Genomic DNA, 22,237 nt, shown 5'->3' on the forward strand with positions numbered 1-22,237 from the left:
AATATTCTATCTTTATTAATCCTGCAACTGCCTATACTATGTATGTCCAGAAATGGACCTGGGATAAAATCGAATGAGGTGATCGCGAATGAACCAATTCAGAGAAGGCATGATCCCGACTATTCTCGGCTCGGCTGTCACTGCTGCAGGCTATGCGATGTCACGGAACAATGGAGTCAGCAAAACGGTTGCCAATACGGTCCTTGGTTTCGGACTGGCGCACGTCGTTCTTGGGGCAATCGACTTATTCGAACACCGCGGGGAAATGTAACTGGACTCAGGAAGGCAGCCGGCGTTATTCCGGGCTGCCTTTTTGTATGGCTGTAAGCCTCGCCGGGATTAGCTGATCATCATCCGAAACACCGCTTTGTTTATTTTTTCGATAAAATCTATAAGCTGCAAATACGAGCACAATGAAGAGAATCGCTATCAGGGAAAGCTCCCCTGAAAACGATGGGCTGACGTGTTCTCCAAAGAGATATCCTGCTGAGAACATAATCAACAGCCATAATGAGGCGCCACTGTATGCAAAAACAATAAATTTTCTGAATGAGAGCCTGCTGAATCCATACAGAAAAGGAATAATCGCTCTGGCGCCAGGAACAAAGTAACTAATGGACAAAGAAAAGGCATGGTATTTATCCATCATTCTCATTGATCTCTTTATATTTTTTGCGAATCGCTTCTTTTTTGCCAAAAATAAAAGCAACGGCCTGCCGATCATCCGGCCAAGGAGATAACTGGCGCTAACTGCTGCCAGCACTCCGGCGAGGGTGGTGAAAAAGATTGGCACAGCCTCATTTGGAGTTTTCGATGCTGCCATCCCTATTGTCATCATAATAATTTCATTCGGCACTGGCAAAGTTGACGAGCCTAACAGAATCCACAAAAATAAACCCGGATATCCACTTTCTTTCACTATATCCAAAAGAAAATCCAGTTCCATCCTTTTTCCTCCCTCACGACCGTTTCCTATTCCTTCCTTTCCCTTTTTCGGGAATCGGCAATCCTACGGACAACAGTATAGACGGAAAACTTATAACATATATATGAGAGGAATTGATTAAAGACCAATTTTATTTGCCAGACCTTTCTTTAGGGCTGGAATATAGAAAAATTTTCAAAGGATGTGTATCCATGCATTTTTATCACTATCCTTATCCATACAGCCGCGCCTTTCCCCACCCTGGAGTTTTTCCCCCGGTCAATCCGGATAGATTCATGACTTCGGCCAGGGCGCTACGGCCAGTTCTTTCAGAAGCTGGCATACTGGCTAACAGGATTGCCACATCACGGGATTTTTCAAGGAGGATTATGGACGCCGCCCAGCAATCAAAGACCGAGACGGTGAAGAATCTGATTGTTTCCGCTGGAATCAGGAAGGATGTCAGGGTCACCTATAATCCCGATGTCATCATAATTGACCTGATTGAGCAGGACTGTTGCAAAATAACTCTATCGTTAAAATGGCGGTGATGGAACCTTCCCAAGTTTGTATCCTATTACCATTAATGGTACCACATTCAGCAAGGGATTAAAAAGAGAAGGCTGCGCCTTTTAGGCCAGCCCTCCACATGGGTGGTTAATAAAATGGATAGCCGCCGTAACCGAAGCCATATGGCGGAAAAGCGGCAGGCGGAAAATACGGGTACGGTGCAAATGGCCTTGGAAAAAACAGCGCACTGCCCAATACCCCGCCAAGCAGCCCACCTATGAACGGACCTGCGAAAAATCGCTGATCTCCCCCGTAATAGTGCTGATTCCTCATGTCATACATCCGGGTCCCTCCTTCTTTATTACATGCCCTCCTTATTTCATATGCAAAAAAGGGCTCCTCGGAGTGGGCGGTAGCATTTTTTGCAGAATGGACAAAATAAGAAAAGCGCAAGCGCCTCGGGACATGCAAAAACCGCCTCGGGACAGACCAAGAGCGTCTGTCCCTGCGATGCTAATTCAGGGGAGCTTTCCTTTATGTCCCTGCGAAGATGCTTCCAGGAAGCCTTCCTTTATGTTCAGCGCCGCATGGACTGGAGGGAAGCAGCTTCTTGAATAACTCCCTCGTAGCTTTGCGACGAGCTGAAGAAAGCTTCCTCGAATATACTTTGGCGCAGGAGCACCAACCCCACATAAAGGAAACACGATAAGCGTTAGCGAATCGATGTTGACTTATCGTAGCGAGGGGACCGAAGTACACTAGGCGCTAGGCGCTCCTCGGAAAAGAAAAACACTTTTCCTTCGTGCGATGCTATGCTGCCGCAGCTTCCCTGTGGAGCTAGACAAATTTTATACATTCTTATCTTTTAAAAAAGCCCCTGGACTAAGTCCAGGGGCTACGTACAAAAGGAATAAATCCATTCTCAGGTTACCTTATTTTGATAGAGTCTCGAAACGCTCGACGAACAAAGCGAGAGTTCTCGTCATCGCACCAGTAGCACCGGCAGGTCCAAGATCGCTTCCTTTCGAGGAAGTCGCGGTACCGGCGATATCGAGATGGACCCACGGAGTCCCTTCGGCAAATTCACCGACAAACGCACCGCCCATTACCGCATGGCCTTCTGAACCAGGTGAATTGTTCAAATCGGCAATTTTGCTGCCGCGTACCCGCTCCAGATCTTTTTCAAAAATAGGCAGCTGCCACATTTGCTCGCCCGCTTCGAAGGCAGCCTCGAGGACCTGTTCATAAAGCGCTTCGTTATTTGTCATCGCGCCAGTTGTGTGAAGGCCGAGGGCAGTGATAACGCCCCCAGTCAGGGTTGCCACATCGACAAGGTATTTCGCCCCGTGATGCTTCGCATAGGTCATTGCATCAGCAAGAACGAGACGGCCTTCTGCGTCTGTATTGAGCACTTCAACCGTCTTCCCGCTCATTGTTGTAATCACATCATCCGGTTTCAGCGCTTTGCCGCTGATCATATTGTCCGTTGACGGAATAACCGCAACGACATTCTGCTCAGGCTTCAGCTCGCCGATGATTTCCATTGCGCCGAGTACCGCGGCTGCTCCGCCCATATCTGTTTTCATGCCGACAATGCCTGTTTTCGTCTTGATTGAATAACCGCCTGTATCAAATGTAATCCCTTTACCAACAAGGCCGATGGCATCTTCCCAGTCTTCCTTGCCCTGATACTTAAGGACAATCATCCGAGGGGGTTCTTCAGATCCCTGGTTGACTGCGAGCAGGCCGCCCATGCCAAGCTTCTTGATTTCTTCAAGGCCGAGAATTTCCGTCTCGAAACCATACTTTTCACCAAGCTCCCGTGCATAATCCGCCAAGTCGGAAGCCTCAAGGAGATTGCCTGGCGTGTTGACAAGTGTCCTTGCGGAATTAGTGCCTTTCCCATACGCAAATCCCACTTCAAGAGCAGCGCGGATCGCTTCTTCATCCGGGGAGCCGGAATAAACAGTGAGGCTTTCCAGTTTTCTTTGGGGTTCATTAGGCTTTTGCTTGTAGCCTTCGAATTGATAGGAAGCCAAGGTGAATGCCTCGCTGACCGCAAAGGCCGCATCTTCGGCCCCCACATCGTCTGTAAGGAACGAATCAAGGTAAAGCGCCGCTTCTTCTTGCTTAGCGGCTTTCAGTGACTTAGATGCCCTTCCAAGAGCCTCACGCAGCTTATCGAATGTGAATTCTTTTTCGCGGCCCAGGCCGACAAACCAGATTTTCACCGCGCCTGCTTTTCCGAAAGTATGTATTTTGCTTATCTCCTTCAGCTTTCCGGAGATATCACCGTTTTTAGCCAGGCCATTCAATTGCCCTTCAAATAACTCATCAAGCGGAGCCAGGTTTCCTTCAAATTTAATTGGCTTGTCAAACAGGCCTACTAGTAAATTTTCATGGCTGGCTGAAAAATCAACCTCGTTTTTTACTTTGAACATGTCCAATCCTCCCTTTTGACTACTTTTTTATTATATCGAATGATTCTGAAAATCAATACACGTTTGCTTTCCCTTATTCCTCTAGATATAGGTAAAGTCGCGGCAAAGGCGGCAGTATATCGATTTCCTCATAGGGCACCCTGTCAATATGCACTGGGATAAGTGCCTGGCATATCTCGATATACGTGATGACCTTTTCAAGATCCAGTCCCCAGTGCTTCGGCCTGTAGCCCTGCAAATAGTCATGGGCCGCCTGCATCATCACCCTTGCCCCCTTCACATTCCCATAGCCATAATGATACAGGGCCACACTCATCTGCAGAAGCCCCTTAAAAAATAAATTCCCCTTCTCCTCCATCCACATCTCCTCAAGAAGATCATGGCAAGTATAATAATCCCCCTCATTAAAATGAACAAAAAAGTCATAATACTCAGGCGGATAAAATTCCAATGCTCATCCCCCCTACAAAAATCCCAATCCTTGTACTCCATCCATCATACCGCCCCCTTCCCATTTTGACGAGAAATGAAGCAGGGGGGCGGTGACACTGGCTCACTTTTTCACCATCCGAGTTATCCTTGATTGTTGATTCCCACTCCTGGGGCATGGTTTCAGCAGGGCAAAGCAACTGAGTCAAAAATAAAAAAACCGGCAGTTTGAACTGCCGGCCACATTCCTGTTTTTATTTTTTTTCTGACTTTATGTACTGTTGGCGGAATACTTGAAGTGATTCTGTTTCGTTCATGGTAATGAGTTCTTTTTCAGTAAGCTTGCCTTCGCCCATTTTGATAACGAACACTTCAACCTTCTTTTTGCCCCAATGTTTAAAAACTTCATCCACTGTATCATAGTACAAGTCGAGCTTATGCCCTTTAATTGCACTTCCGGTGTCAGCGACCACCCCATACCCGTAATCCGGGATGAAAAGAACAGTCCCGATCGGAAAGACTCTTGGATCGGCTGCGATGGTGGAAAACAAATCACGTTTTACCTTTACTCCAGAGTATGTAATTCCATAAGCTGGGTGGCTTTTATCTTTACCGGTAGATTCGACCCCTGCCGTATAGCCTGTCGCGATGACAGTCTTTTTATTATATTGGCTCCAGTCGATTGCATCTTCCAACTTTGGCGGAGCTCCCGCCACTGCTTCACTTGATGAAATTAAGTGTTCACTTTTTACAGCATGCTTGATTTTTTTAAGAGTTAATCCAACAGACTTAAATTTATGGGCAAAAAAAGATTGAATGCTTTCTTCATTTTCTGGGGCCTCACGTCCAGGTCCAGCGTAGGATACGAGCATTTTTGCTTCTACACCCGAGATGGATTGGAAAGTAGTTGAGAGCGCCAAGACAAATAAAATTGCCATGGCAAACCCTTTGGCCCATGTTTTAATTAGGTTCATAAATTTTTTCACTCCTCCCAAGACAATCTTCCCCAAGAAACAGGAAGATATTCATAAAAGGAGTAAAAAAATCTTTTTTCACAGGTAAATTTGCCTATACGGACATAAAAAAAGCCTTTTCCACGAAAGAAAAGGCTAGAACATTTGGTATCCGTTTTTTCTCAAAAGCCTGATTGCAAAGCCTGCGGCAATCGCCCCTGCCATTCCGCTAGAAAGGATGATAATATCCGCGGAAGCGAGTGAGATGAGCTGGCGGCCAAGCTCAGTAAAAGCTTCCCTGCTATTTGTAAAGTACTCTATAAAGCGGACTTTATCGACAATCAACAACACAACGATTGGATAAATAATCGCCATAATCCATGACATTCTTAACAGCATATTTAGCAAAAAACCAATTCCAAAAAATAAAACAAAAAATAACAGCATAGAAATGACTAATTCGACAATACTCATGCAACTTCCCCCTCAAGCACTCAAGTCTAGTTTACTTAAGGCTCCCAGGGTAGTCAAATAGAAAAGCGCAAACGCCCGGTTAGCGTCTTTTATTCCTTCCTCTTTCCGGACCCGCCGCAGCAAGTGCAGGTTTCCGACCCTCCCAGGAGCAGTTGGAAATACCCATTTCCTCCACAATACATACAATTCTTCGCATCCACTTTTGTCGTTTTCACTTAGAATCTCCCCTTTAGAAAACTTAATTTTCTGATAATATAACAGGATTATATGAAAACGAAAAGAAGGATATTCCGGCGATTTCGGCTAATGTAAACGCATACATTACATTCAGGCTCGCTCATTCTCCTAATACCTTAAATTTACTGAAAATTTAAAAAATACTTTTGTTTAATGTTTATTCCTTTTCCTCAGCTTAAAAAAATAGTTTATATTGCGTGTAGCCAAAATCATTTCCAGGATTAAGCCCCTCTTTGCCAGGAATGTTTTGCAGGTTGCCAAGTCCGATTAGATAGTGAATTAAAACTGAAGCATCCTTATCTTCCATTAACTCTTCGGGAGACAAGTATGAAATTTCAACTATCTCATTTTCCTGGCGTTTGATCACACCGCCTTTTTCCTCTTCAAGCAAAAACAGAAGAAGATTATCACTGAACTCCATTCCAATGACACCGGTCCGCAGGCCAATCAATCCTTTTACTGTGCATTCAAGACCGGTTTCTTCTTTCACTTCCCTTACTGCTGCTTCATCAGCCGTTTCGCCCTCATCCACAAATCCGGCAGGAAGTGACCACTTGCCCTTCAGGCCTCCATAGCTCTTTTTCACAACAAGCCACTTACCCTGCTCTGAAATAACGAGGCCCGCCGCCGCCAGCCATACTTTCCCGCGCTTATTGGACGACATCAAACCCATCCTTTCAAGAAAACATCTTAGATTCAATCTCTATAGGTATTATTGCATAAAAATATGGCTAAACAGTAAAAAGGGCAGATTGCTCTGCCCTCAAGTCATTAAAGAATATTGAACTTCCCTTTTTTCAAAACAAGCCCTGCTCCGCCCAAAAGATAGAGGGAACGGTTATCGATGACCTTTTTCATAAACGCCGCTTTGGCACCTGTCAGCTTTTTGCCGTATACGACGCCAATGGCATCGTCCTCGCCGAGTGAGCAGACAGTTCCCTTAATATCAGGGGCAAAGTTTTCAAGCTCAGCCTTGCCGCGGATAAGGGCAGTAACGTTTTTCGCAACGACTTCCCCTTGCTGAATCGCAATTTGCGCTGTTGGAGGATAAGGCCTGTTGATTTCTTCGTTGATAATCAGCGAGCAGTCGCCAATGATGAAGATATCCTCGGATCCCGGTACACGAAGATCCGATTGGACTTTCACACGGCCACGCATCGCTTCAAACCCTGATTTTTCAATGATCGAGCTGCCGCGGACGCCTGCTGCCCATACAACAGTGCCAGCCTTGATTTCCATTGTTTCATTTTCACCTTTTGCAACAATGATTCCTTCAGGGGTGCATTCCTTGATCGCTGTTCCAATCATGAATTCAACGCCCTTGCGCTCGAGTGCTGAAACTGCATAATCGACTAGATCTGGATCAAATCCTGGAAGCACAGTTGGAGCGGCCTCAACACAAACGACCCGCACCTTATTGAAATCAACATCGTACTCCTGGCAAAGTTTCGGAATCCTGTTTGCAAGTTCACCAAGAAACTCGATCCCTGTAAAACCTGCACCGCCGACAACAATTGTCAGGCGCTCGTCTTTCTTTTCTTCCTCAATTGTATAAGTGGCGAATTGATATTCAATATGCTCGCGGATTTGGCGGGCGGAATTGACATTTGTTATTCCAAAGGCAAATTCCTTCAAGCCTTTGATTCCGAAAGTTTCTGGCTCGGCACCCAGCGCTACAACGAGATAGTCATAGCTTACGTCTCCACTTTCAAGAATGACTTTCTTTTCTTCTTTATTAATTTCCACAACAGTCCCCTGTACGAATTCAACCTTATGCCGGTCAATTACACTGGTGATGTCGTATCGGACACGGTCATGGTGGAGCGTACCCGCAGAAGCTTCATGAAGCCAGGTCGTTTCATAATGGTAATCATTCTTGTTCACTAAAACAACTTCCGCTTCATTTGCTCCCAACATCTTTTGGAGTCGCACCGCTGTAATGAGCCCGCCGTAGCCAGCCCCGAGAATAACAATTTTAGGGATTCTCAACGCAATCACTTCCACCTTTACAATATTTTTTAGTCTCTTGCCTTTAACATTTGCTTTAGATGAACCATCTAGTAAAACAAAATTCGGTTTATTTTCTGGGTGTCCGCATCAAGCAGCCGAAGATGAATTAAAGTTTGTGATTTTGTTCACTTTATAGTTCAAAAAAATGTGCTGATTTTGTCACAATTTAGTAACATTATTTCCATATCCCATCTTATTCTTTTTCCAAATCATTTTCAAGGAAATTATTAATTTTCCCTGCTACTTTTAAATATTCCTATAATTCTTACTTTACCCCTTCCCATTTTTGGAAGATTATAAGCAAAATGAAAGGAAAATTGTTGTTTTCCTTTTCGTTTTCAGGAGTTTTTTCCTGTTTTTTCAATCCAGTTAATACCTCGTTGAAATTTCCAGCAAGCGTTTTCATTCTTAATTTTTCAGGTTGTGGCTTGTATTGACACAGTTGTGGTATGATAATCTGTGGACTACCTTTACTACTTTGCTGGGGGGATACGCAGTGCAAGAAGAACAAAAGGTTTATGATATTACAATTATCGGGGGAGGCCCTGTCGGCCTGTTTACCGCTTTTTACGGCGGGATGAGGCAGGCTTCGGTTAAAATTATCGAGAGCCTTCCACAACTGGGCGGCCAATTGTCAGCGCTTTATCCTGAAAAATACATATATGATGTTGCCGGGTTCCCGAAGGTCCGCGCGCAGGAACTGGTTGACAACCTGAAAGAGCAGATGGCAAAATTCAACCCGGATGTCGCGCTTGAGCAGTCGGTTGAAAAGGTTGAGAAGCAGGCCGACGGCGTCTTCAAGCTAACAACCAACAAGGAAACACATTTTTCAAAAACCGTCATCATTACAGCTGGAAACGGGGCATTCCAGCCGCGCAGACTAGAACTCGACAGCGCCACGAAGTATGAAGGCAAAAACCTCCATTATTTCATTGATGATCTGAATCATTTTGCAGGAAAGAAAGTAGTGGTTTTCGGCGGGGGAGATTCAGCGGTCGACTGGGCGCTTATGCTTGAACCAATTGCTGAAAAGGTGACGATTGTCCACCGAAGGGACAAGTTCCGTGCGCATGAACACAGTGTTGAAAATCTTCATAATTCCAAAGTCGAAATCAAGACTCCGTTTGTACCGGATGAATTGATCGGCGGCGATGAGATCAAGCAGGTGGTCATCGCGAGCGCCGATGGCTCTTCCAGGGAAGCAATTGATGTAGACGCTGTTATAGTAAACTATGGCTTTGTATCGTCTCTTGGTCCTATTAAAGAATGGGGATTGGATATTGAAAAGAATTCCATCCTAGTCAATTCAAAAATGGAAACTACCGTACCAGGGATTTATGCCGCTGGAGACATCTGCACATACGATGGAAAGGTAAAGCTGATCGCCTGTGGATTTGGCGAAGCGCCAACCGCCGTCAATAACGCAAAAGCATATATTGATCCAAAGGCAAAGGTCCAGCCACTGCACAGCACATCCATGTTCCAGTAATGCGAAGAGGCTTTCCCAAAATTAAACGGGATTGCCTCTTTTTTATATTTTATTAAAATCAACAAAAAACCTCCCCACCAAAGTGGGAAGGCTTGAATTGAAATTTTCATTAGAGATGTTTGTAAGGAATCAGCATTCCTCCGGCGTTCCTGTCTGGGTGGCCGTCCGGAATGAAGATCCGCATCCGCATGAAGCGATGGCGTTCGGGTTTTCAATCGTGAATCCCCCGCCCATCATCGATTCTTTATAATCAATCTTTGTTCCATTAAGGATCGCGCTGCTGTCCTTATCGACTAGAATCTGAATGCCGAATTGCTCGAACAGAATATCGCCTTCACCTTTTTCCTGGTCAAAACCCATTCCGTATGAAAGGCCGCTGCAGCCGCCTCCCTTAACACCTACTCGCAGGAATGAACCTTCTTCTTCGTTTTGTTTCATCATATCCTTAATTTGAAGAGCCGCAGCTTCTGTCAGGTTGACAATCTGGGTTTCCATATAATCCCCTCCTTTTGCTTCCCTTATCAATAGTATATTTCAGGCAGGTATCCATTCTCAACATGTCTGCCTATCGCCATCGCAATTATTAAAACATTGGGTTCTCTTCCAGGTATTGATAAATATTTTCCACCAGTTCCTCAGGGGTATTGCCTGTCACAGGTTCCCCATTAACAAGGGCATACATGGAAGAAGCGCACTTTCCGCAATATCCCAGGCACCCATATTCAACGATATCAAGATTGGGATCCCGCTGGAGCTGCTCCAGTGCGGCTTGGGCGCCGCTGGCAAGATTACTGATGCAAAATTCTATTATTGGCTTAATCATGGGTTCACCTCATTTGTACACCATACTATCCTACCCCTTTTTCAGGAGGCAGTCAATTAACACATTTCTATTACGATTGTCAATAAGGTAACTGAATTTGTTGAGATATTGCCATATTTTCGTTATACTCGTACTGAGCGAATGAACGTGTATGATTATTATCCTGCAAAAATTTTGCCCGTACATTTTCTAATTTCGGCACAGACAAAAGGGGAATTTTTTATGAAAAATTTAGTTATCCTGGGAGGGGGATACGGCGGTATGAGGCTGCTTGACGAGCTTCTTCCCGACCATCTTCCAGCAGATGTCTCGGCCACTCTTATTGACCGGGTTCCTTATCACGGCCTTAAAACTGAATATTACGCGCTTGCCGCCGGGACTGTTTCCGACCGTGAGCTAAGGGTTGACTTCCCAACACATCCACGCCTGACAGTCCGTTATGGTGATGTGAAAGGAATTGATCTCAATGGCAAGACCGTTGATTTACACGGCGGTGAAAAAATTGAATACGATATTCTAGTAATCGGCCTTGGCTGTGAAGACAAGTATCACAATGTTCCAGGCTCAGATCAGTACACTCTCAGCATCCAAAGCATCGGGAAATCCCGGGAAACCTACCAGACTTTAAGCAACCTCAATCCTGGCTCTACTGTGGGCATCGTCGGCGCCGGACTCAGCGGAGTTGAACTTGCCAGTGAATTGAGCGAGAGCAGGCCAGATCTGAATGTAAAACTGTTTGACAGAGGCGCCCATATCCTGTCCGACTTCCCCGACAGGCTCAGCCAGTATGTCGAGGACTGGTTCCTGCGGCACCGAGTGGAAATAGTCAACAATTCCAATATTACTAGGGTAGAAGAAAATGTCCTTTATAATCATGATGAACCTGTCCATTGCGATGCCATCGTCTGGACCGCGGGCATTCAGGCCAGCAAGATTGTCCGGGATCTTGATGTTGAAAAAGATTCACTTGGCAGGCTGAAAGTGACACCTCACCATCATCTTCCAAATGATGAAAACGTCTTTGTTGTCGGCGATTGCGCGAGCCTACCGCATGCACCGAGCGCCCAGCTCGCCGAAGGACAGGCGGAGCAGATCGCCGAAGTTATGCGGAAAAGATGGAAAGGTGAACCTCTTCCGGAAACCTTGCCGCCAATCAAGCTGAAGGGCGTCCTCGGCTCGCTCGGCAAAAAGCAGGGATTCGGCATGATGGCCGAGCATGCCATCACCGGCCGGGTCGCAAGGCTATTGAAGTCTGGTGTATTATGGTTATATAAATACCATAAAGGCTGATTCCTTCAGCCAGCTACAAAAAACCCCCTCTTCTGAAAGGCGCTGCCTGACAGAATGAGGGGATTTTTATTTTTGTAAAAAAATCTCGTCCTTTAATTTAGGACTCTACAGCTTTCCAATTAAAAAATGAAGCTTTTATTAATTCCCATTCAAGTTCACTCGTTGCTTTCAGCAAGTAATCGGCTTCCGTCAGGTTCTCGCCAACTCCAACGGCAAACATCCCCGCGGCCTTAATTGCCTGAACCCCCGCGGCGGCATCTTCAATGCCAATTGAATTTGACGGGTTCGCCCCCAGCCCCTCGCATGCCGTGAGGAATATTTCTGGATCAGGTTTTGAATTAGCGATTTTGGCAGCATCCGCACAATAATTGAATTCACCTTCAAGATTAAGGGCTTTTAAAACAGTATTGGCGTTTTTCGAGACGGAAGCGAGTCCAATAGGTATGCCCTCCGCTTTAATGGCCGTAAAAAGTTCCTGGATTCCCGGCAAAATATCCTTTGGGGACAGCTGTTTTAATAGTTCACAATAATGGCTGTTCTTCCTCTCTGCAAGTTCGGCCTTATCCGTACTAGTAAAATCTTTCTGACGGTTTCCTTCTTTAAGAATCATCTCAAGGGAATCCATCCTGCTGATTCCCTTGAGATTTTCATTAAACTTCTCATCAAAGAAAATTCCCAAATCCTCAGCCAGCCCTTTCCAGGCCAGATAGTGATAATGGGCGGTATCAGTAATAATGCCATCCAAATCAAAAACGACTGCTTCTATCTTTCGCATTTTTCCCTATCCCCTTAATAAATGATTGCCAACCAACTGAAAGTATATCTTACCGTCCTGCTATTCGGCCTTATACCCATGTTTTTCTAGCTCGGCAAAAATGGTCTTCAGGCGCGGGTTTCCCTCTCCTACTACCGTTTCATCAATCAAAACGACCGGATAAAACATATCTTCTTCAATGACACGCTCGGCAAATTCTTGTTTTTCCTCTTCTGCCGGAGGGTTGTAAATATCAACATATGTTATATCGAATGGCTGATCGGGAAATTTCCTGCTGACTGCTGCCTCGAGCCATTCATATGTTTCCTTTGACGACGGCAAATTCACACAGCTTGGACAAAGCTGCTCCGCCCCATAAACAATAATCTCAACTTTCTTGTGGCCCATTCCCGTTCCCCCCTGTTCAATTTTCGTGAATTTCACTGATATTTTAACAAAATAGCCTTATAACTAGAGATTTCCTGTCTTGAAGAATGGATTTTTATCCCCTCTCAGATTATAATGGATAGTATGAAAGGAGTCGATTTTCATGACAGAACAAGAAATGTTTTCACAGGTCCAGGAAGTATTAGATAAATTACGCCCGTTTCTTCTTCGTGATGGCGGCGATTGCGAATTAGTCGATGTCGAAGATGGCATTGTAAAACTCCGCCTGCTAGGTGCTTGCGGCAGCTGCCCAAGCTCGACAATCACTCTTAAAGCAGGGATCGAACGCGCGCTTCTTGAGGAAGTCCCTGGCGTTGTAGAAGTAGAACAGGTATTTTAATATTGAAGAGTAAAGCGATTGCCTGCTGGGGCAATCGCTTTTTTATCGTGATAAATCACATGGAGTTAAGCCTTCTGCCAGTCTTTATTTACAATTGTTTTTGGCGCTTCACCCGATAGGACGAGGTCGATATTGTCGGCGCAAAGCTTCATCATCGACATTCTGGTTTCAATACTCGAGCTGCCGATATGCGGGATTGCTGTAACATTTTTAAGCTTCAGAAGAGGATGGCCCGCACTGATTGGCTCCCTTTCAAAAACATCCAGTCCCGCACCGGCGATATCCCCCTCCGAAAGGGCTTCATACAGTGCCTGTTCGTCTACAACAGGTCCGCGGGCCGCATTTACAAAAATTGCCGTCTTTTTCATTTTCCTGAAAACGTCCCGTGTGAACAGCCCCCTCGTTTCATTGGTGAGCGGCGTCAGACAGACGATGAAATCCGATTCTGTTACTAGTTCCTCGAAGGATACATACTGTGCCCCGATTGCCTCTTCCACTTCTATTTTGCGGGATCTATTGTGGTAAAGAATGTTCATATCGAACCCGGTCGCGCGTTTCGCAACTGTCGCGCCGATTTTTCCCATGCCGACAATCCCGATTGTTTTATGATGGATGTCCTGGCCTGCAAGGAGCAGCGGGCTCCAGCTCTTCCATTTGTCTTCCTTAATCAGTTCAGCTGCCTCGACAAGCCTTCTTGCTGCTGCCATCATGAGTGCGAAGGTGAGGTCTGCTGTTGTATCGGTCAATACATCAGGCGTATTGCAGACAGCAATTCCTTTCCCGCTTGCAGCCGGGACATCGATATTGTCATATCCGACAGCTAGATTGGCCACCACCTTCAGTTTCGCGCCCTCATTTAAAACGGTTTCATCAATCGGATCGGAAAGCATGGTTAAAAGCGCATCCGCTTTTCCTGCCTCCTCCAGCAGCCGTTCCTTTGATACTGGGATGTCTTCTTTGTCCCACATTTCGACATCATATTTTTCCTTCAGGCCTTCAATCACCTCTTCGGGCAACTTTCTTGTAATGAATATGTATGGCTTCAACATTTTCCCCTCCCATAAAAATAAACCCTTCATAATTGTATAGTATCACAATTATGAAGGGTTTGGAGGAATTTGCTAACACTGCCTGAATGCTGGGAGAACAGCTGATACTCTATACCTGATTTAGCGGAAAAGCCACTCGGGCTTTGGCAGAGCCGTTTGGATGGAAGGTTCGGCAAGTGAAAGAAAGCCCGTTGCAAACTTCTCAAAATCCCCGGTATATTTCAGGATATCTGTAAGCTGTTCTTCCAGCATTTTTTGTTCGGATTCCCGCGCGGCATTGTAGTATGACTCAACGGTTTCTAGATAATGGAGCGGGAATAAAAGCCTTGCATACAGGAGGCGCCAAGAGAACGGCGACAGTCTTGCCACTTCTCCATATTCCGCGAAAAATTGCGCTATTTCCGTTCCATACGTGCCTCTGTTCCTGAAGTAGGTGTACCTCGCCCAGTCCGCCAGATCCCTGCTGCGATGGTCAAAAACCCAGTCCATCGGATTTTTTATAATATACTGCCTTCCCCAGGCATTTCCGGTAAAGCGCTCATGGCAAACTGTTCCGCTGTCCGGCTCTGCCGGCTCTCCGTCAATTTCCGTATCGACTAGGTATTGGATAGCATTTTCAGCAAGGCCGGCATAGTAAGGAAAGGATTCAACGAACAGCCGCTCGAATTCGTCCGCTGGAGGCTGAAAAATCCGCTCCGACCAAACCCGCTCCATCTGGTCGAGCCTCGTTTCCCATAATTGCTTCCATTGGCCAATCCGCGCGGCCTTTTCTACCTTGAAAGGAACCATTTTTCCTCTTTCATGGAATTTGGCCAGTTTTCTACCCAGCTTCACTTTCTTTCTTGATTCAATCGTGCCGCAGGCCATTAAGCAAAATTTCCGTCCCTCCCACTGTCCGATGATACTGCCGCTTTGGGTTGGTAAAACTGCCGGAACATTCCGGTCGCCATAAGCGGATAAATGGGCAGCTATTTTTTGCAGCTCTGCGGCCTCTTCCTCATCTTTAGCTCCCGGGTTCGCAAGAAAATAATAAAAACCATTTCCCCTGACAGCCTCATAGGATTCAAGCCGTAAATATTCACCCGTTTTAATACCATAAACATTTTCAAGTATTTCACCAAGCATGCAACCACCCGCTTTCATACAGTCCCCTATTGAAGTATATGACCGCCCAGGAAAAACTTGTTGTCGCATAAAGCGGGACAAGTTGATTTTGCAAAATCAGCGGGATGAATACGGCAAAAATGTAAAACCTAAAACGAATTGTGATTCCAACTATAGCGCTCCTTTTTTAAAGCACAGGTATTCTAAATGAAGTTAATTGGAACGGAGGGGACTGACTCCGGCGGGATGAAGCGGCACGTGGAGACCCCACAGGCGTCTAGGACGCCGAGGAGGCTCCACGGTCCGCCCCGCGGAAAGCATGTCCCCAGAGTGGAAATTAACATTCTAGGATAACATAACCTTTTTTAAAAAAAGACTGCCTCCAGAATTGTTCCATTCAGTAAGTTCAGGCATAATTTAATGAAATAGGGTATATAAATAGTGAATAATCCGGGAAAGGTGACAAGTCCATGTCTGAGAAAAAAGTCAATTTAACCGAAACAACCGCCCGCCGCTGGCTGAAGGAGCGGGGAGTCGAGGTGCAGGATATTGCCGACCTCGTCTACTTTTTGCAGCAAAAATATCACGAAAACCTGAAAATTGAGGATTGCCTGGAAAACGTCGAGCGCGTCCTTTCCAAACGCGAAGTCCAAAACGCAATCATTACCGGTATCCAACTTGATATGCTCGCGGAAAAAGGGTTGCTCGAGGAACCGCTTCTGTCCATTATCAAAACCGATGAAAGCCTGTATGGTGTGGATGAAGTGCTGGCATTTTCGATTGTCAATGTGTATGGTTCGATCGGGTTTACGAACTATGGTTATATCGATAAGCAAAAACCAGGTATTTTAAGGCGCCTAAACGATAAATCGACCGGAGAAGTCCATACCTTCCTGGATGATATCGTCGGGGCCGTTGCTGCTGCTGCTTCAAGCCGGCTGGCCCACCGCGCCGAGAACGTGGAATAACGGCCGGCAGCACCCCTTTTAATTGTTTAATTAAAAAATCCCCCAGGCTGTCCTTCTTATCATGACCGCCTGGGGGATTTAATTTTCTTTGTCTCGAAGCTTCTGCCGAAATCGGTTCAAATGAACAATTTTGCAAAAACTGCCCTACACTTCCCATTCATCGAGCGAATCAATCGCATAGGTTGGTTTCTTCTCATAAGTATCCATCATCGCCCTGGTCGTGACGCCCGTATGGACGAGGAGCGTATCCATGCCGGCATTCATGCCAGCAAGGATATCCGTATCATAATAGTCACCGACCATAAGCGTTTCTTCCTTCGCCGTGCCAAGCACTTCTAGCGCCTGCTGCATAATGATAGCTTCCGGCTTCCCGATGAACACAGGAAGCACCTGAGTAGAAACGGCCACTACCGATGTAATCGAGCCGTTGCCCGGCAGAAGCCCCCGCTCGGTCGGAATGGCAATATCACCGTTAGTCGACAGGAAAACCGCGCCATTTCGGACAGCCAGGCAGGCAACAGCCAACTTTTCATACGTTACATCCCGGTCGAGCCCGACAACGACGAAATCAGCGTCCTCGGCTGCAGAAACGAGCCCCCGTTCCTCAAGTGCATACGCAAGCCCCTCTTCGCCAATCATACAAACCTTTGCGCCAGGCTTCTGCTCGGAAATATAGTTCGCGGTTGCCTGGCTTGTCGTGAACACTTGCGAACCCTCAGCCGGGATATCAAAGCTGCGCAGCTTTTCAGCTACCTGTTCGGGCCTTCGCGTGGAATTATTCGTCACAAACAAATATGGAATCCCCTTCGCTCTAAGCCTTTTGACAAAGTCCGACGCCGCTTCAATCCGCTCGGCCCCTTTATACATCGTTCCATCAAGGTCAATCAAATACCCTTTATACTCTTTCAATTCAATCACTCCTGGTCATTCAAGCTGCATTTCCTTATATTAAATTTCCCCTCAGGCGGGAGGATAAGCCCCTCATTTCTTTCAAAATAAAAAGCCGCGGAAGCGCAGCTTATCAATGAGGTTTAAAGGCCGAAACCGGTCCCAGCTCGTTCGTAAGGTATGTCCGGACCAAACCTGGGAATTCGGAGATGCCACCAAGGATGGCGGTTAATTCCTCATGAAGGCCGCCATGGTCGATTTCAGTATAATCCTGGACGAGCTGTTTGCGCAGTGAAATGAGGATTTTTAGATCCTCCCCGGTCTTTTCGCCAATGACTTTTTCATCGAGAAGAATGTCAATGATATCCTCGTAGCTACCCGGGTCGCGCATAATGAATCCATCGATCATTGCATTGCCGACATCCAAAACGGCTTCTGTCAGCATATGCGCAACCCGCTCAAGCGCGGCTTCTTCAATTGGCGATTCCCATTGCTGTTGGCTTTTGAACAGTTCTGTCTGCTGTTCAATATAACGGAGCCTTTGCTCCATGAGATTGCGGTCGACAAAATACATACGAACACTTCCCTATGTAGCGATTTTTTTTGCAAGGATGGCCGGCTTTGCATAGAAATAGCCCTGTGCCAGGTCAACTTTGTTCCTCGTCAATACCAAGGCCTCTTCAGCGTTTTCAATGCCTTCGGCAACCACAAGCGAGCCTGCTTCCCTCGCAACGAGCAGCAGCCCCTTCAGCATCGATTCCTTCACGGAATTTTTATCGATGTTCTGGATGACGGAGCGGTCAATCTTGATGATGTCCGGCATCACTTCACTAATTGTATTCAAGCTGGCGTAACCGGAGCCGGTATCATCAACCGCGATTTTAAATCCCATCAGGCGGAGAACTTTAATATTGTATATGAAGTCCCTCATATCCTCAATGGAATCCCGCTCTGTTATCTCAAATGTTATTTGCTTTGGTGATATGTTCTTATATTTGCCCATCAGCTTTTTCACATCGCGGATGAACTTTGCATTCCCCATTGTGAGCGGGGTGAAATTAATAAAGATATCCTGCGTGCATTCGCTTGCCTTTATTTGGTCAAGCGCTTTGTCGAGGACGACCATTTCCAGTTCATATAGCTTGCCCGTTTGCCTTGCGACTGAAAAAAGCGTCAGCGGGTTTTCAAGCATCGTGCCGGCCGGTCCGCGTGTCAACAGCTCCCAGGCGCGAACTTCCCTTGTCGCGACATCAATGATCGGCTGCGCAAGCAGGAACAGCTCCCTTTGTGAAATGATTTTGCTCATGATGAACAGCAGCTCATTGAACTCGGACTCCACTCTTTTCTCCGCCATCGCCACAGCCTGCTGGTGTGCTTTCAGGACAGCTTCCTGGACGGAGTATGCCTTCTTCTCGACAAACATATACCCGGTCTCAAGGACCATCTGCACGTCAGGAAATTCAGCGTGGATTTTTCTTCTCGCCTCCCCGGCAACCTTCCTCATCAGGCCATCTATTGCGGAAAGGCCACAGCGGTCGTGTCCTGTGCGGATGTAGAGCGAAAGGCCGTCCCCATAAAAATCATGGAGAGTGATGATTTCCTCGCTGCCCACTTCCATTTCTATCGAATGCTTGAACAATTGCTTGAACCGCCCCATGAATTTAGGGAATTTCACAGGTCCAAGAAAATCAGCAAGCTCTTTCATATTTTTTAGATTAAAGACAATAACGGCTGCCTCATGTCCATCATCGAAAGCTTTTCGGACTCCCTGGGCAACCGGATTCCTCAGGACAAATTGCGGAGGGAAAAATTTTATTGAGGACAGGGGAAGCACTATCTTGCCCCATTTCATAAGCTGTGCGGCTTTTACCACATACTGTCGGACCATTTCGTTCATTCCTCTCCGATGAGCCTGTAATAGTATTGTAACACAATTTGCCAAATTTCGTGATTTTTCACTATCGTTTTTTTGAAAAGTTGTCGACATGCACTTCATACCAGAATTTTTGGTAAAATGGGGTGAGTATGAAAAAATTAGTGCCAAATATGATAAGGGATATTTTTGATTTTGGTCCTATATGGCGCCAGGGACTTTATGATAGGAATTTTCCTAAATAAAATAGGCAAAAAGGAGCACGAAGATGGCTGAACGGTTTTTCTTGTATGATGATACAGAGGTTTCAAAAACGAGGTTTGTCAGTTTTGTTGGTGAAAATAATCGTTTTGATTTGGCGCTTGTACAGACGGGTAGGCATTACGGAAAGACACTGGTGCTCGATATGCAAGGCAGCCGCTTTGCGATTATCGGGGAGGATGATTTGAAGGAAGAAGGATATCTTGAGTTTGCTTTCAAGCTATCGGAGGAGGATGCCGAGGAACTGCGCTCCTTCCTGGTGGAAGTGATTTAGGAGCGAGACAGATGGTGTAGACTGTAGACGGCGTTAGCCGGAATTCATTGAGCATTGTCGAAGGGGCAGCCGTTTTGCGGCTGCCCCTTCTTTTGCAAAAAAATTACTTTTTCACTTTTTTTACGACAAAGTAAGCACAGCCGAAGTTGCAGAACTCGTACAGGTATTCTGTGATTGTGCTGATTTTCGTATCAAAGGTAGCTTTCTGGTTCTGGTCGTCGAAGAATCCTTTTAGCCTGAGCTGCCCGTATCCCCAGTCGCCGACAATGTAATCATATCTGGCGAGGATCTCGCTGTATCTTTCTTTAAATGCTTCTTCATTAAAGCCGTCCCGGTAATCCTCAATTACTTCATAAGCCACGTTATTGACCATTATCATAGTTTTCACCTCATTTGCCGGCAATTCTCTTTTTCCATTATAACCGATTCCCATCCAATTACTAAGAGAAAAAATATTCAGGTGGGCAATACTTCTGTTAGGAGGTGTTTTCCATGCAAAAGAAATTATTGGTTTATGTACTGTTCGTGTCCCTGCTTGCCGCATGTTCCGGCGGGGATAAAGCGGGGGATCAATATGGCGGGGTCAGTCATTTGCATCCGGATAGCCGCCGTTCAGAGGTTTACGGGGATGTGAAAGGGAAACGTGCTGACAAGTCCCATCAGTTTGGTTATTATCGTCATCAGAAAAGCCCGATCATGGGAGATAAATCAGCAAGGCACAAGCCTCCTGTCCTGGACAGGAAGAAGCTTGCGAGGGATATCGGCCGTCTGACGACGGATTTGCCGAATGTGAATGATGCGGCGGTCCTGGTGACCGATGACGAGGTACTGGTTGCCTATGACTCGGATACGGCCAACCGAGAGCTTACAGCTGACCAAGTGCGAAAGACAGCCATGTCAGTTGTGCCGCGCTTTTACCATGTATATGTGTCGGATAATAAAATGCTGATCCGGGATGTGGAGACGCTATCGAGCCTGAATACGCAGAATAAGAATGTGACTGAGGCCATTGATGCGGTGATTCGTGAAATGGTGAAGACACCTCAGGGCTTGAGGCCGGGGAAGGGATCTAGCGGCGGGATGGGGAGCGGTCGCTGACGATTAGAATGATGCTATTCGACCGGAGGCTAGGATTTTTTGAGTTGCGGGCGTTTAGAACGATCCTATTCGACCGGAGCCACAAAATTTCGCCGCTGCGGGCGATTAGAACACGCCTATTTTACCGGAGCCCAGGATTTTTTCCGCTGCGGGCGTTTAGAACGCCTCTATTCGACCGGAAGCCAGGTTTTTTTCCGTTGCGGGCGTTTAGAACGATTCTATTCGACCGGAGCTCAGGATTTTTTCCGCTGCGGGCGTTTAGAACGCCTCTATTCGACCGGAGCCTCAAAATTTCGCCGCTGCGGGCGATTAGAACGCCTCTATTCGACCGGAGCCTCAAAATTTCTTCGCTGCGGGCGTTTAGAACGCCTCTATTCGACCGGAGCTCCAAAATTCCGCCGCTGCGGGCGTTTAGACCGCGCCTATTCGACCGGAGCCACAAAATTCCGCCGCTGCGGGCGTTTAGACCGCGCCTATTCGACCGAAGCCTGAAATTTCGCCGCTGCGGGCGATTAGAACGCTCCTATTCGACCGGAGCCACAAAATTTCGCCGCTGCGGGCGATTAGAGAGCGAAAAAAGGCATCCTAGCGGATGCCTTTTTTGATAAAACAATTTCCTTACGCCTCAATGGCCGTGCCTTCACCGGCTGCTTCCATTGCAGCTGTTTTAGCCCTCGCCGCAGCATTCACCTGTTCGTCAGCATGGTAGGAAGAACGGACAAGCGGTCCAGATTCACAATGGCTGAAACCTTTTGACATGGCGATTTGTTTCAATTCATTGAATTCATCTGGCGTGTAGTATTTCACAACGTTTAGATGTTTTTTTGTCGGCTGCAAATATTGGCCGATGGTCATGATATCGACATGATTGGCGCGGAGGTCATCCATGACTTCAACAATTTCATCCCATGTCTCGCCAAGGCCAATCATCAGGCTTGATTTCGTTGGGATGTCAGGCTGCATTTCTTTTGCGCGGCGCAAAAATTCAAGAGACCGCTCATAAGTTGCCCTCGCCCGTACTCTGGGAGTCAGCCTCCTGACAGTTTCGATGTTATGGTTCAGGATGTCGGGACGGGCATCCATTAAGGTGCGGAGGTTTTCCTCCACCCCGCCCATATCAGACGGCAGGACTTCAACTGTTGTAAACGGGTTTTTCCTTCGGACGGCCCTGACTGTTTCCGCGAAAACAGCCGATCCCCCATCGCGCAGATCGTCACGGGCTACTGCGGTGATAACCGCATGCTTCAGGTTCATTTGGAAAACGGAGTCGGCGACGCGCTCAGGCTCCTGTAGATCCAGCTCGGTTGGGAGGCCTGTTTTGACAGCACAGAAACGGCATGCCCTTGTACAGGTGTCACCAAGAATCATGAAAGTAGCTGTCCTTCTGACCGCCCAGCATTCATGGATATTCGGGCAACGCGCTTCCTCACATACAGTATGGAGATTCTTTGTGCGCATCATTTTCTTCAGCCCGGTGTAGTTTTCATTCGTATTCAATTTTATTTTCAGCCATTCAGGCTTTCTTTGCGGCCTGTTATCAAGTGTCATTTCATCCACTCCATCTGTTTATGTACGTGTCTAGCTTCTCTTTTGAAACTGT

Annotated in this window: 29 protein-coding genes; 9 read left to right on the forward strand and 20 right to left on the reverse strand. The window is 46.5% G+C overall.

The genetic code is table 11. The features are described from left to right. Positions 1 to 88: 88 nt before the first annotated feature. On the forward strand, positions 89 to 271 hold the full coding sequence (locus tag BN1002_RS15855; RefSeq protein ID WP_048826377.1) for a hypothetical protein: 183 nt from the start codon (positions 89 to 91) through the stop codon (positions 269 to 271). Positions 272 to 295: 24 nt separating this feature from the next. Here BN1002_RS15855 and BN1002_RS15860 read toward each other — a convergent pair whose 3' ends face one another. Continuing rightward, on the reverse strand, positions 296 to 946 hold the full coding sequence (locus tag BN1002_RS15860; protein WP_082036259.1) for a DedA family protein: 651 nt from the start codon (positions 944 to 946) through the stop codon (positions 296 to 298). Between the two features lie 191 nt (positions 947 to 1,137). Between BN1002_RS15860 and BN1002_RS15865 the strand changes: the two genes are divergently transcribed. Beyond that, on the forward strand, positions 1,138 to 1,476 hold the full coding sequence (locus BN1002_RS15865) for a YuzC family spore coat inner layer protein (RefSeq protein ID WP_048826379.1): 339 nt from the start codon (positions 1,138 to 1,140) through the stop codon (positions 1,474 to 1,476). 106 nt (positions 1,477 to 1,582) lie between these two features. On the opposite strand, the gene BN1002_RS15870 is transcribed toward BN1002_RS15865, so the two are convergent. The 8 genes from BN1002_RS15870 to BN1002_RS15900 all read right to left on the reverse strand — a co-directional run bounded on the left by BN1002_RS15870 (position 1,583) and on the right by BN1002_RS15900 (position 7,958). Beyond that, entirely contained in the window at positions 1,583 to 1,777 is a 195-nt protein-coding gene (locus BN1002_RS15870; protein WP_048826381.1) for a hypothetical protein, read from the reverse strand. Between the two features lie 590 nt (positions 1,778 to 2,367). Next, positions 2,368 to 3,876, reverse strand: a complete 1,509-nt coding sequence (locus BN1002_RS15875) for a leucyl aminopeptidase (RefSeq protein ID WP_048826383.1) — start codon at positions 3,874 to 3,876, stop codon at positions 2,368 to 2,370. 73 nt (positions 3,877 to 3,949) lie between these two features. Next, positions 3,950 to 4,327, reverse strand: a complete 378-nt coding sequence (locus BN1002_RS15880; protein WP_048826384.1) for a DUF309 domain-containing protein — start codon at positions 4,325 to 4,327, stop codon at positions 3,950 to 3,952. Between the two features lie 232 nt (positions 4,328 to 4,559). Further along, positions 4,560 to 5,279 (reverse strand): 3D domain-containing protein, encoded by a 720-nt coding sequence (locus tag BN1002_RS15885; protein ID WP_048827996.1) that lies wholly within the window; start codon positions 5,277 to 5,279, stop codon positions 4,560 to 4,562. Between the two features lie 135 nt (positions 5,280 to 5,414). Then, the gene (locus tag BN1002_RS15890) at positions 5,415 to 5,732 is read right to left on the reverse strand and encodes a YuiB family protein (RefSeq protein WP_048826386.1); all 318 of its coding nucleotides are present in this window, start codon (positions 5,730 to 5,732) and stop codon (positions 5,415 to 5,417) included. 89 nt (positions 5,733 to 5,821) lie between these two features. Then, positions 5,822 to 5,914, reverse strand: a complete 93-nt coding sequence (locus BN1002_RS24095; RefSeq protein ID WP_197072880.1) for a YuiA family protein — start codon at positions 5,912 to 5,914, stop codon at positions 5,822 to 5,824. 230 nt (positions 5,915 to 6,144) lie between these two features. Further along, entirely contained in the window at positions 6,145 to 6,633 is a 489-nt protein-coding gene (locus tag BN1002_RS15895) for an NUDIX domain-containing protein (RefSeq protein WP_231575039.1), read from the reverse strand. Between the two features lie 107 nt (positions 6,634 to 6,740). Continuing rightward, entirely contained in the window at positions 6,741 to 7,958 is a 1,218-nt protein-coding gene (locus tag BN1002_RS15900) for an NAD(P)/FAD-dependent oxidoreductase (RefSeq protein WP_048826390.1), read from the reverse strand. Positions 7,959 to 8,475: 517 nt separating this feature from the next. Between BN1002_RS15900 and BN1002_RS15905 the strand changes: the two genes are divergently transcribed. Further along, complete coding sequence (locus BN1002_RS15905; RefSeq protein ID WP_048826392.1) at positions 8,476 to 9,468, forward strand: NAD(P)/FAD-dependent oxidoreductase; 993 nt, start codon at positions 8,476 to 8,478, stop codon at positions 9,466 to 9,468. A gap of 129 nt (positions 9,469 to 9,597) precedes the next feature. Here the strand turns inward: BN1002_RS15905 and BN1002_RS15910 are convergent, their stop codons facing one another. Beyond that, positions 9,598 to 9,963, reverse strand: coding sequence for a HesB/IscA family protein (locus tag BN1002_RS15910; protein ID WP_048826394.1), 366 nt, complete (start codon positions 9,961 to 9,963; stop codon positions 9,598 to 9,600). 88 nt (positions 9,964 to 10,051) lie between these two features. Then, on the reverse strand, positions 10,052 to 10,291 hold the full coding sequence (locus tag BN1002_RS15915; protein WP_048826396.1) for a YuzB family protein: 240 nt from the start codon (positions 10,289 to 10,291) through the stop codon (positions 10,052 to 10,054). A gap of 222 nt (positions 10,292 to 10,513) precedes the next feature. Between BN1002_RS15915 and BN1002_RS15920 the strand changes: the two genes are divergently transcribed. Further along, positions 10,514 to 11,581: an NAD(P)/FAD-dependent oxidoreductase gene (locus BN1002_RS15920; protein ID WP_048826398.1), complete on the forward strand. Its 1,068-nt coding sequence runs from the start codon at positions 10,514 to 10,516 to the stop codon at positions 11,579 to 11,581. Between the two features lie 97 nt (positions 11,582 to 11,678). On the opposite strand, the gene pgmB is transcribed toward BN1002_RS15920, so the two are convergent. Beyond that, complete coding sequence (pgmB, locus tag BN1002_RS15925) at positions 11,679 to 12,356, reverse strand: beta-phosphoglucomutase (protein ID WP_048826400.1); 678 nt, start codon at positions 12,354 to 12,356, stop codon at positions 11,679 to 11,681. A gap of 60 nt (positions 12,357 to 12,416) precedes the next feature. Further along, positions 12,417 to 12,743: a YuzD family protein gene (locus BN1002_RS15930; RefSeq protein ID WP_048826401.1), complete on the reverse strand. Its 327-nt coding sequence runs from the start codon at positions 12,741 to 12,743 to the stop codon at positions 12,417 to 12,419. A 142-nt stretch (positions 12,744 to 12,885) separates the two neighbouring features. Between BN1002_RS15930 and BN1002_RS15935 the strand changes: the two genes are divergently transcribed. Further along, complete coding sequence (locus BN1002_RS15935; RefSeq protein ID WP_048826403.1) at positions 12,886 to 13,122, forward strand: NifU family protein; 237 nt, start codon at positions 12,886 to 12,888, stop codon at positions 13,120 to 13,122. Between the two features lie 65 nt (positions 13,123 to 13,187). Here BN1002_RS15935 and BN1002_RS15940 read toward each other — a convergent pair whose 3' ends face one another. After that, the gene (locus BN1002_RS15940; RefSeq protein WP_048826405.1) at positions 13,188 to 14,171 is read right to left on the reverse strand and encodes a 2-hydroxyacid dehydrogenase; all 984 of its coding nucleotides are present in this window, start codon (positions 14,169 to 14,171) and stop codon (positions 13,188 to 13,190) included. Between the two features lie 120 nt (positions 14,172 to 14,291). Then, positions 14,292 to 15,314, reverse strand: coding sequence for a spore coat putative kinase YutH (gene yutH / locus BN1002_RS15945; protein ID WP_231575040.1), 1,023 nt, complete (start codon positions 15,312 to 15,314; stop codon positions 14,292 to 14,294). Positions 15,315 to 15,745: 431 nt separating this feature from the next. Between yutH and BN1002_RS15950 the strand changes: the two genes are divergently transcribed. Continuing rightward, the gene (locus BN1002_RS15950; protein WP_048826406.1) at positions 15,746 to 16,243 is read left to right on the forward strand and encodes a phosphatidylglycerophosphatase A family protein; all 498 of its coding nucleotides are present in this window, start codon (positions 15,746 to 15,748) and stop codon (positions 16,241 to 16,243) included. Between the two features lie 144 nt (positions 16,244 to 16,387). Here the strand turns inward: BN1002_RS15950 and BN1002_RS15955 are convergent, their stop codons facing one another. The 3 genes from BN1002_RS15955 to BN1002_RS15965 all read right to left on the reverse strand — a co-directional run bounded on the left by BN1002_RS15955 (position 16,388) and on the right by BN1002_RS15965 (position 19,019). Then, positions 16,388 to 17,152, reverse strand: coding sequence for a TIGR01457 family HAD-type hydrolase (locus BN1002_RS15955; protein ID WP_048826408.1), 765 nt, complete (start codon positions 17,150 to 17,152; stop codon positions 16,388 to 16,390). A gap of 112 nt (positions 17,153 to 17,264) precedes the next feature. Next, positions 17,265 to 17,705 (reverse strand): DUF86 domain-containing protein, encoded by a 441-nt coding sequence (locus tag BN1002_RS15960; protein WP_048826410.1) that lies wholly within the window; start codon positions 17,703 to 17,705, stop codon positions 17,265 to 17,267. A 12-nt stretch (positions 17,706 to 17,717) separates the two neighbouring features. Beyond that, the gene (locus BN1002_RS15965; protein WP_048826411.1) at positions 17,718 to 19,019 is read right to left on the reverse strand and encodes an EAL domain-containing protein; all 1,302 of its coding nucleotides are present in this window, start codon (positions 19,017 to 19,019) and stop codon (positions 17,718 to 17,720) included. Positions 19,020 to 19,272: 253 nt separating this feature from the next. On the opposite strand from BN1002_RS15965, the gene BN1002_RS15970 reads away from it, so the two are divergent. Further along, complete coding sequence (locus tag BN1002_RS15970; RefSeq protein WP_048826413.1) at positions 19,273 to 19,539, forward strand: DUF3055 domain-containing protein; 267 nt, start codon at positions 19,273 to 19,275, stop codon at positions 19,537 to 19,539. Positions 19,540 to 19,642: 103 nt separating this feature from the next. Here the strand turns inward: BN1002_RS15970 and BN1002_RS15975 are convergent, their stop codons facing one another. Then, positions 19,643 to 19,918, reverse strand: coding sequence for a YutD family protein (locus tag BN1002_RS15975; RefSeq protein WP_048827998.1), 276 nt, complete (start codon positions 19,916 to 19,918; stop codon positions 19,643 to 19,645). A gap of 113 nt (positions 19,919 to 20,031) precedes the next feature. Here BN1002_RS15975 and BN1002_RS15980 point away from each other — a divergent pair, with 113 nt between their 5' ends. Together BN1002_RS15980 and BN1002_RS23830 are read left to right on the forward strand one after the other, a co-directional pair. Continuing rightward, a complete protein-coding gene (locus tag BN1002_RS15980; protein ID WP_048826414.1) occupies positions 20,032 to 20,637 on the forward strand; it encodes a YhcN/YlaJ family sporulation lipoprotein in 606 nt (201 codons plus the stop codon). A gap of 39 nt (positions 20,638 to 20,676) precedes the next feature. Beyond that, a complete protein-coding gene (locus BN1002_RS23830) occupies positions 20,677 to 21,129 on the forward strand; it encodes a hypothetical protein (RefSeq protein WP_148362801.1) in 453 nt (150 codons plus the stop codon). 126 nt (positions 21,130 to 21,255) lie between these two features. Here the strand turns inward: BN1002_RS23830 and lipA are convergent, their stop codons facing one another. Next, positions 21,256 to 22,185 (reverse strand): lipoyl synthase, encoded by a 930-nt coding sequence (gene lipA / locus BN1002_RS15990; RefSeq protein WP_048826419.1) that lies wholly within the window; start codon positions 22,183 to 22,185, stop codon positions 21,256 to 21,258. Between the last annotated feature and the right edge of the window lie 52 nt (positions 22,186 to 22,237).

This window comes from Bacillus sp. B-jedd, from assembly GCF_000821085.1.
In the GTDB taxonomy this organism is placed as follows: Bacteria; Bacillota; Bacilli; order Bacillales; family Cytobacillaceae; genus Bacillus_D.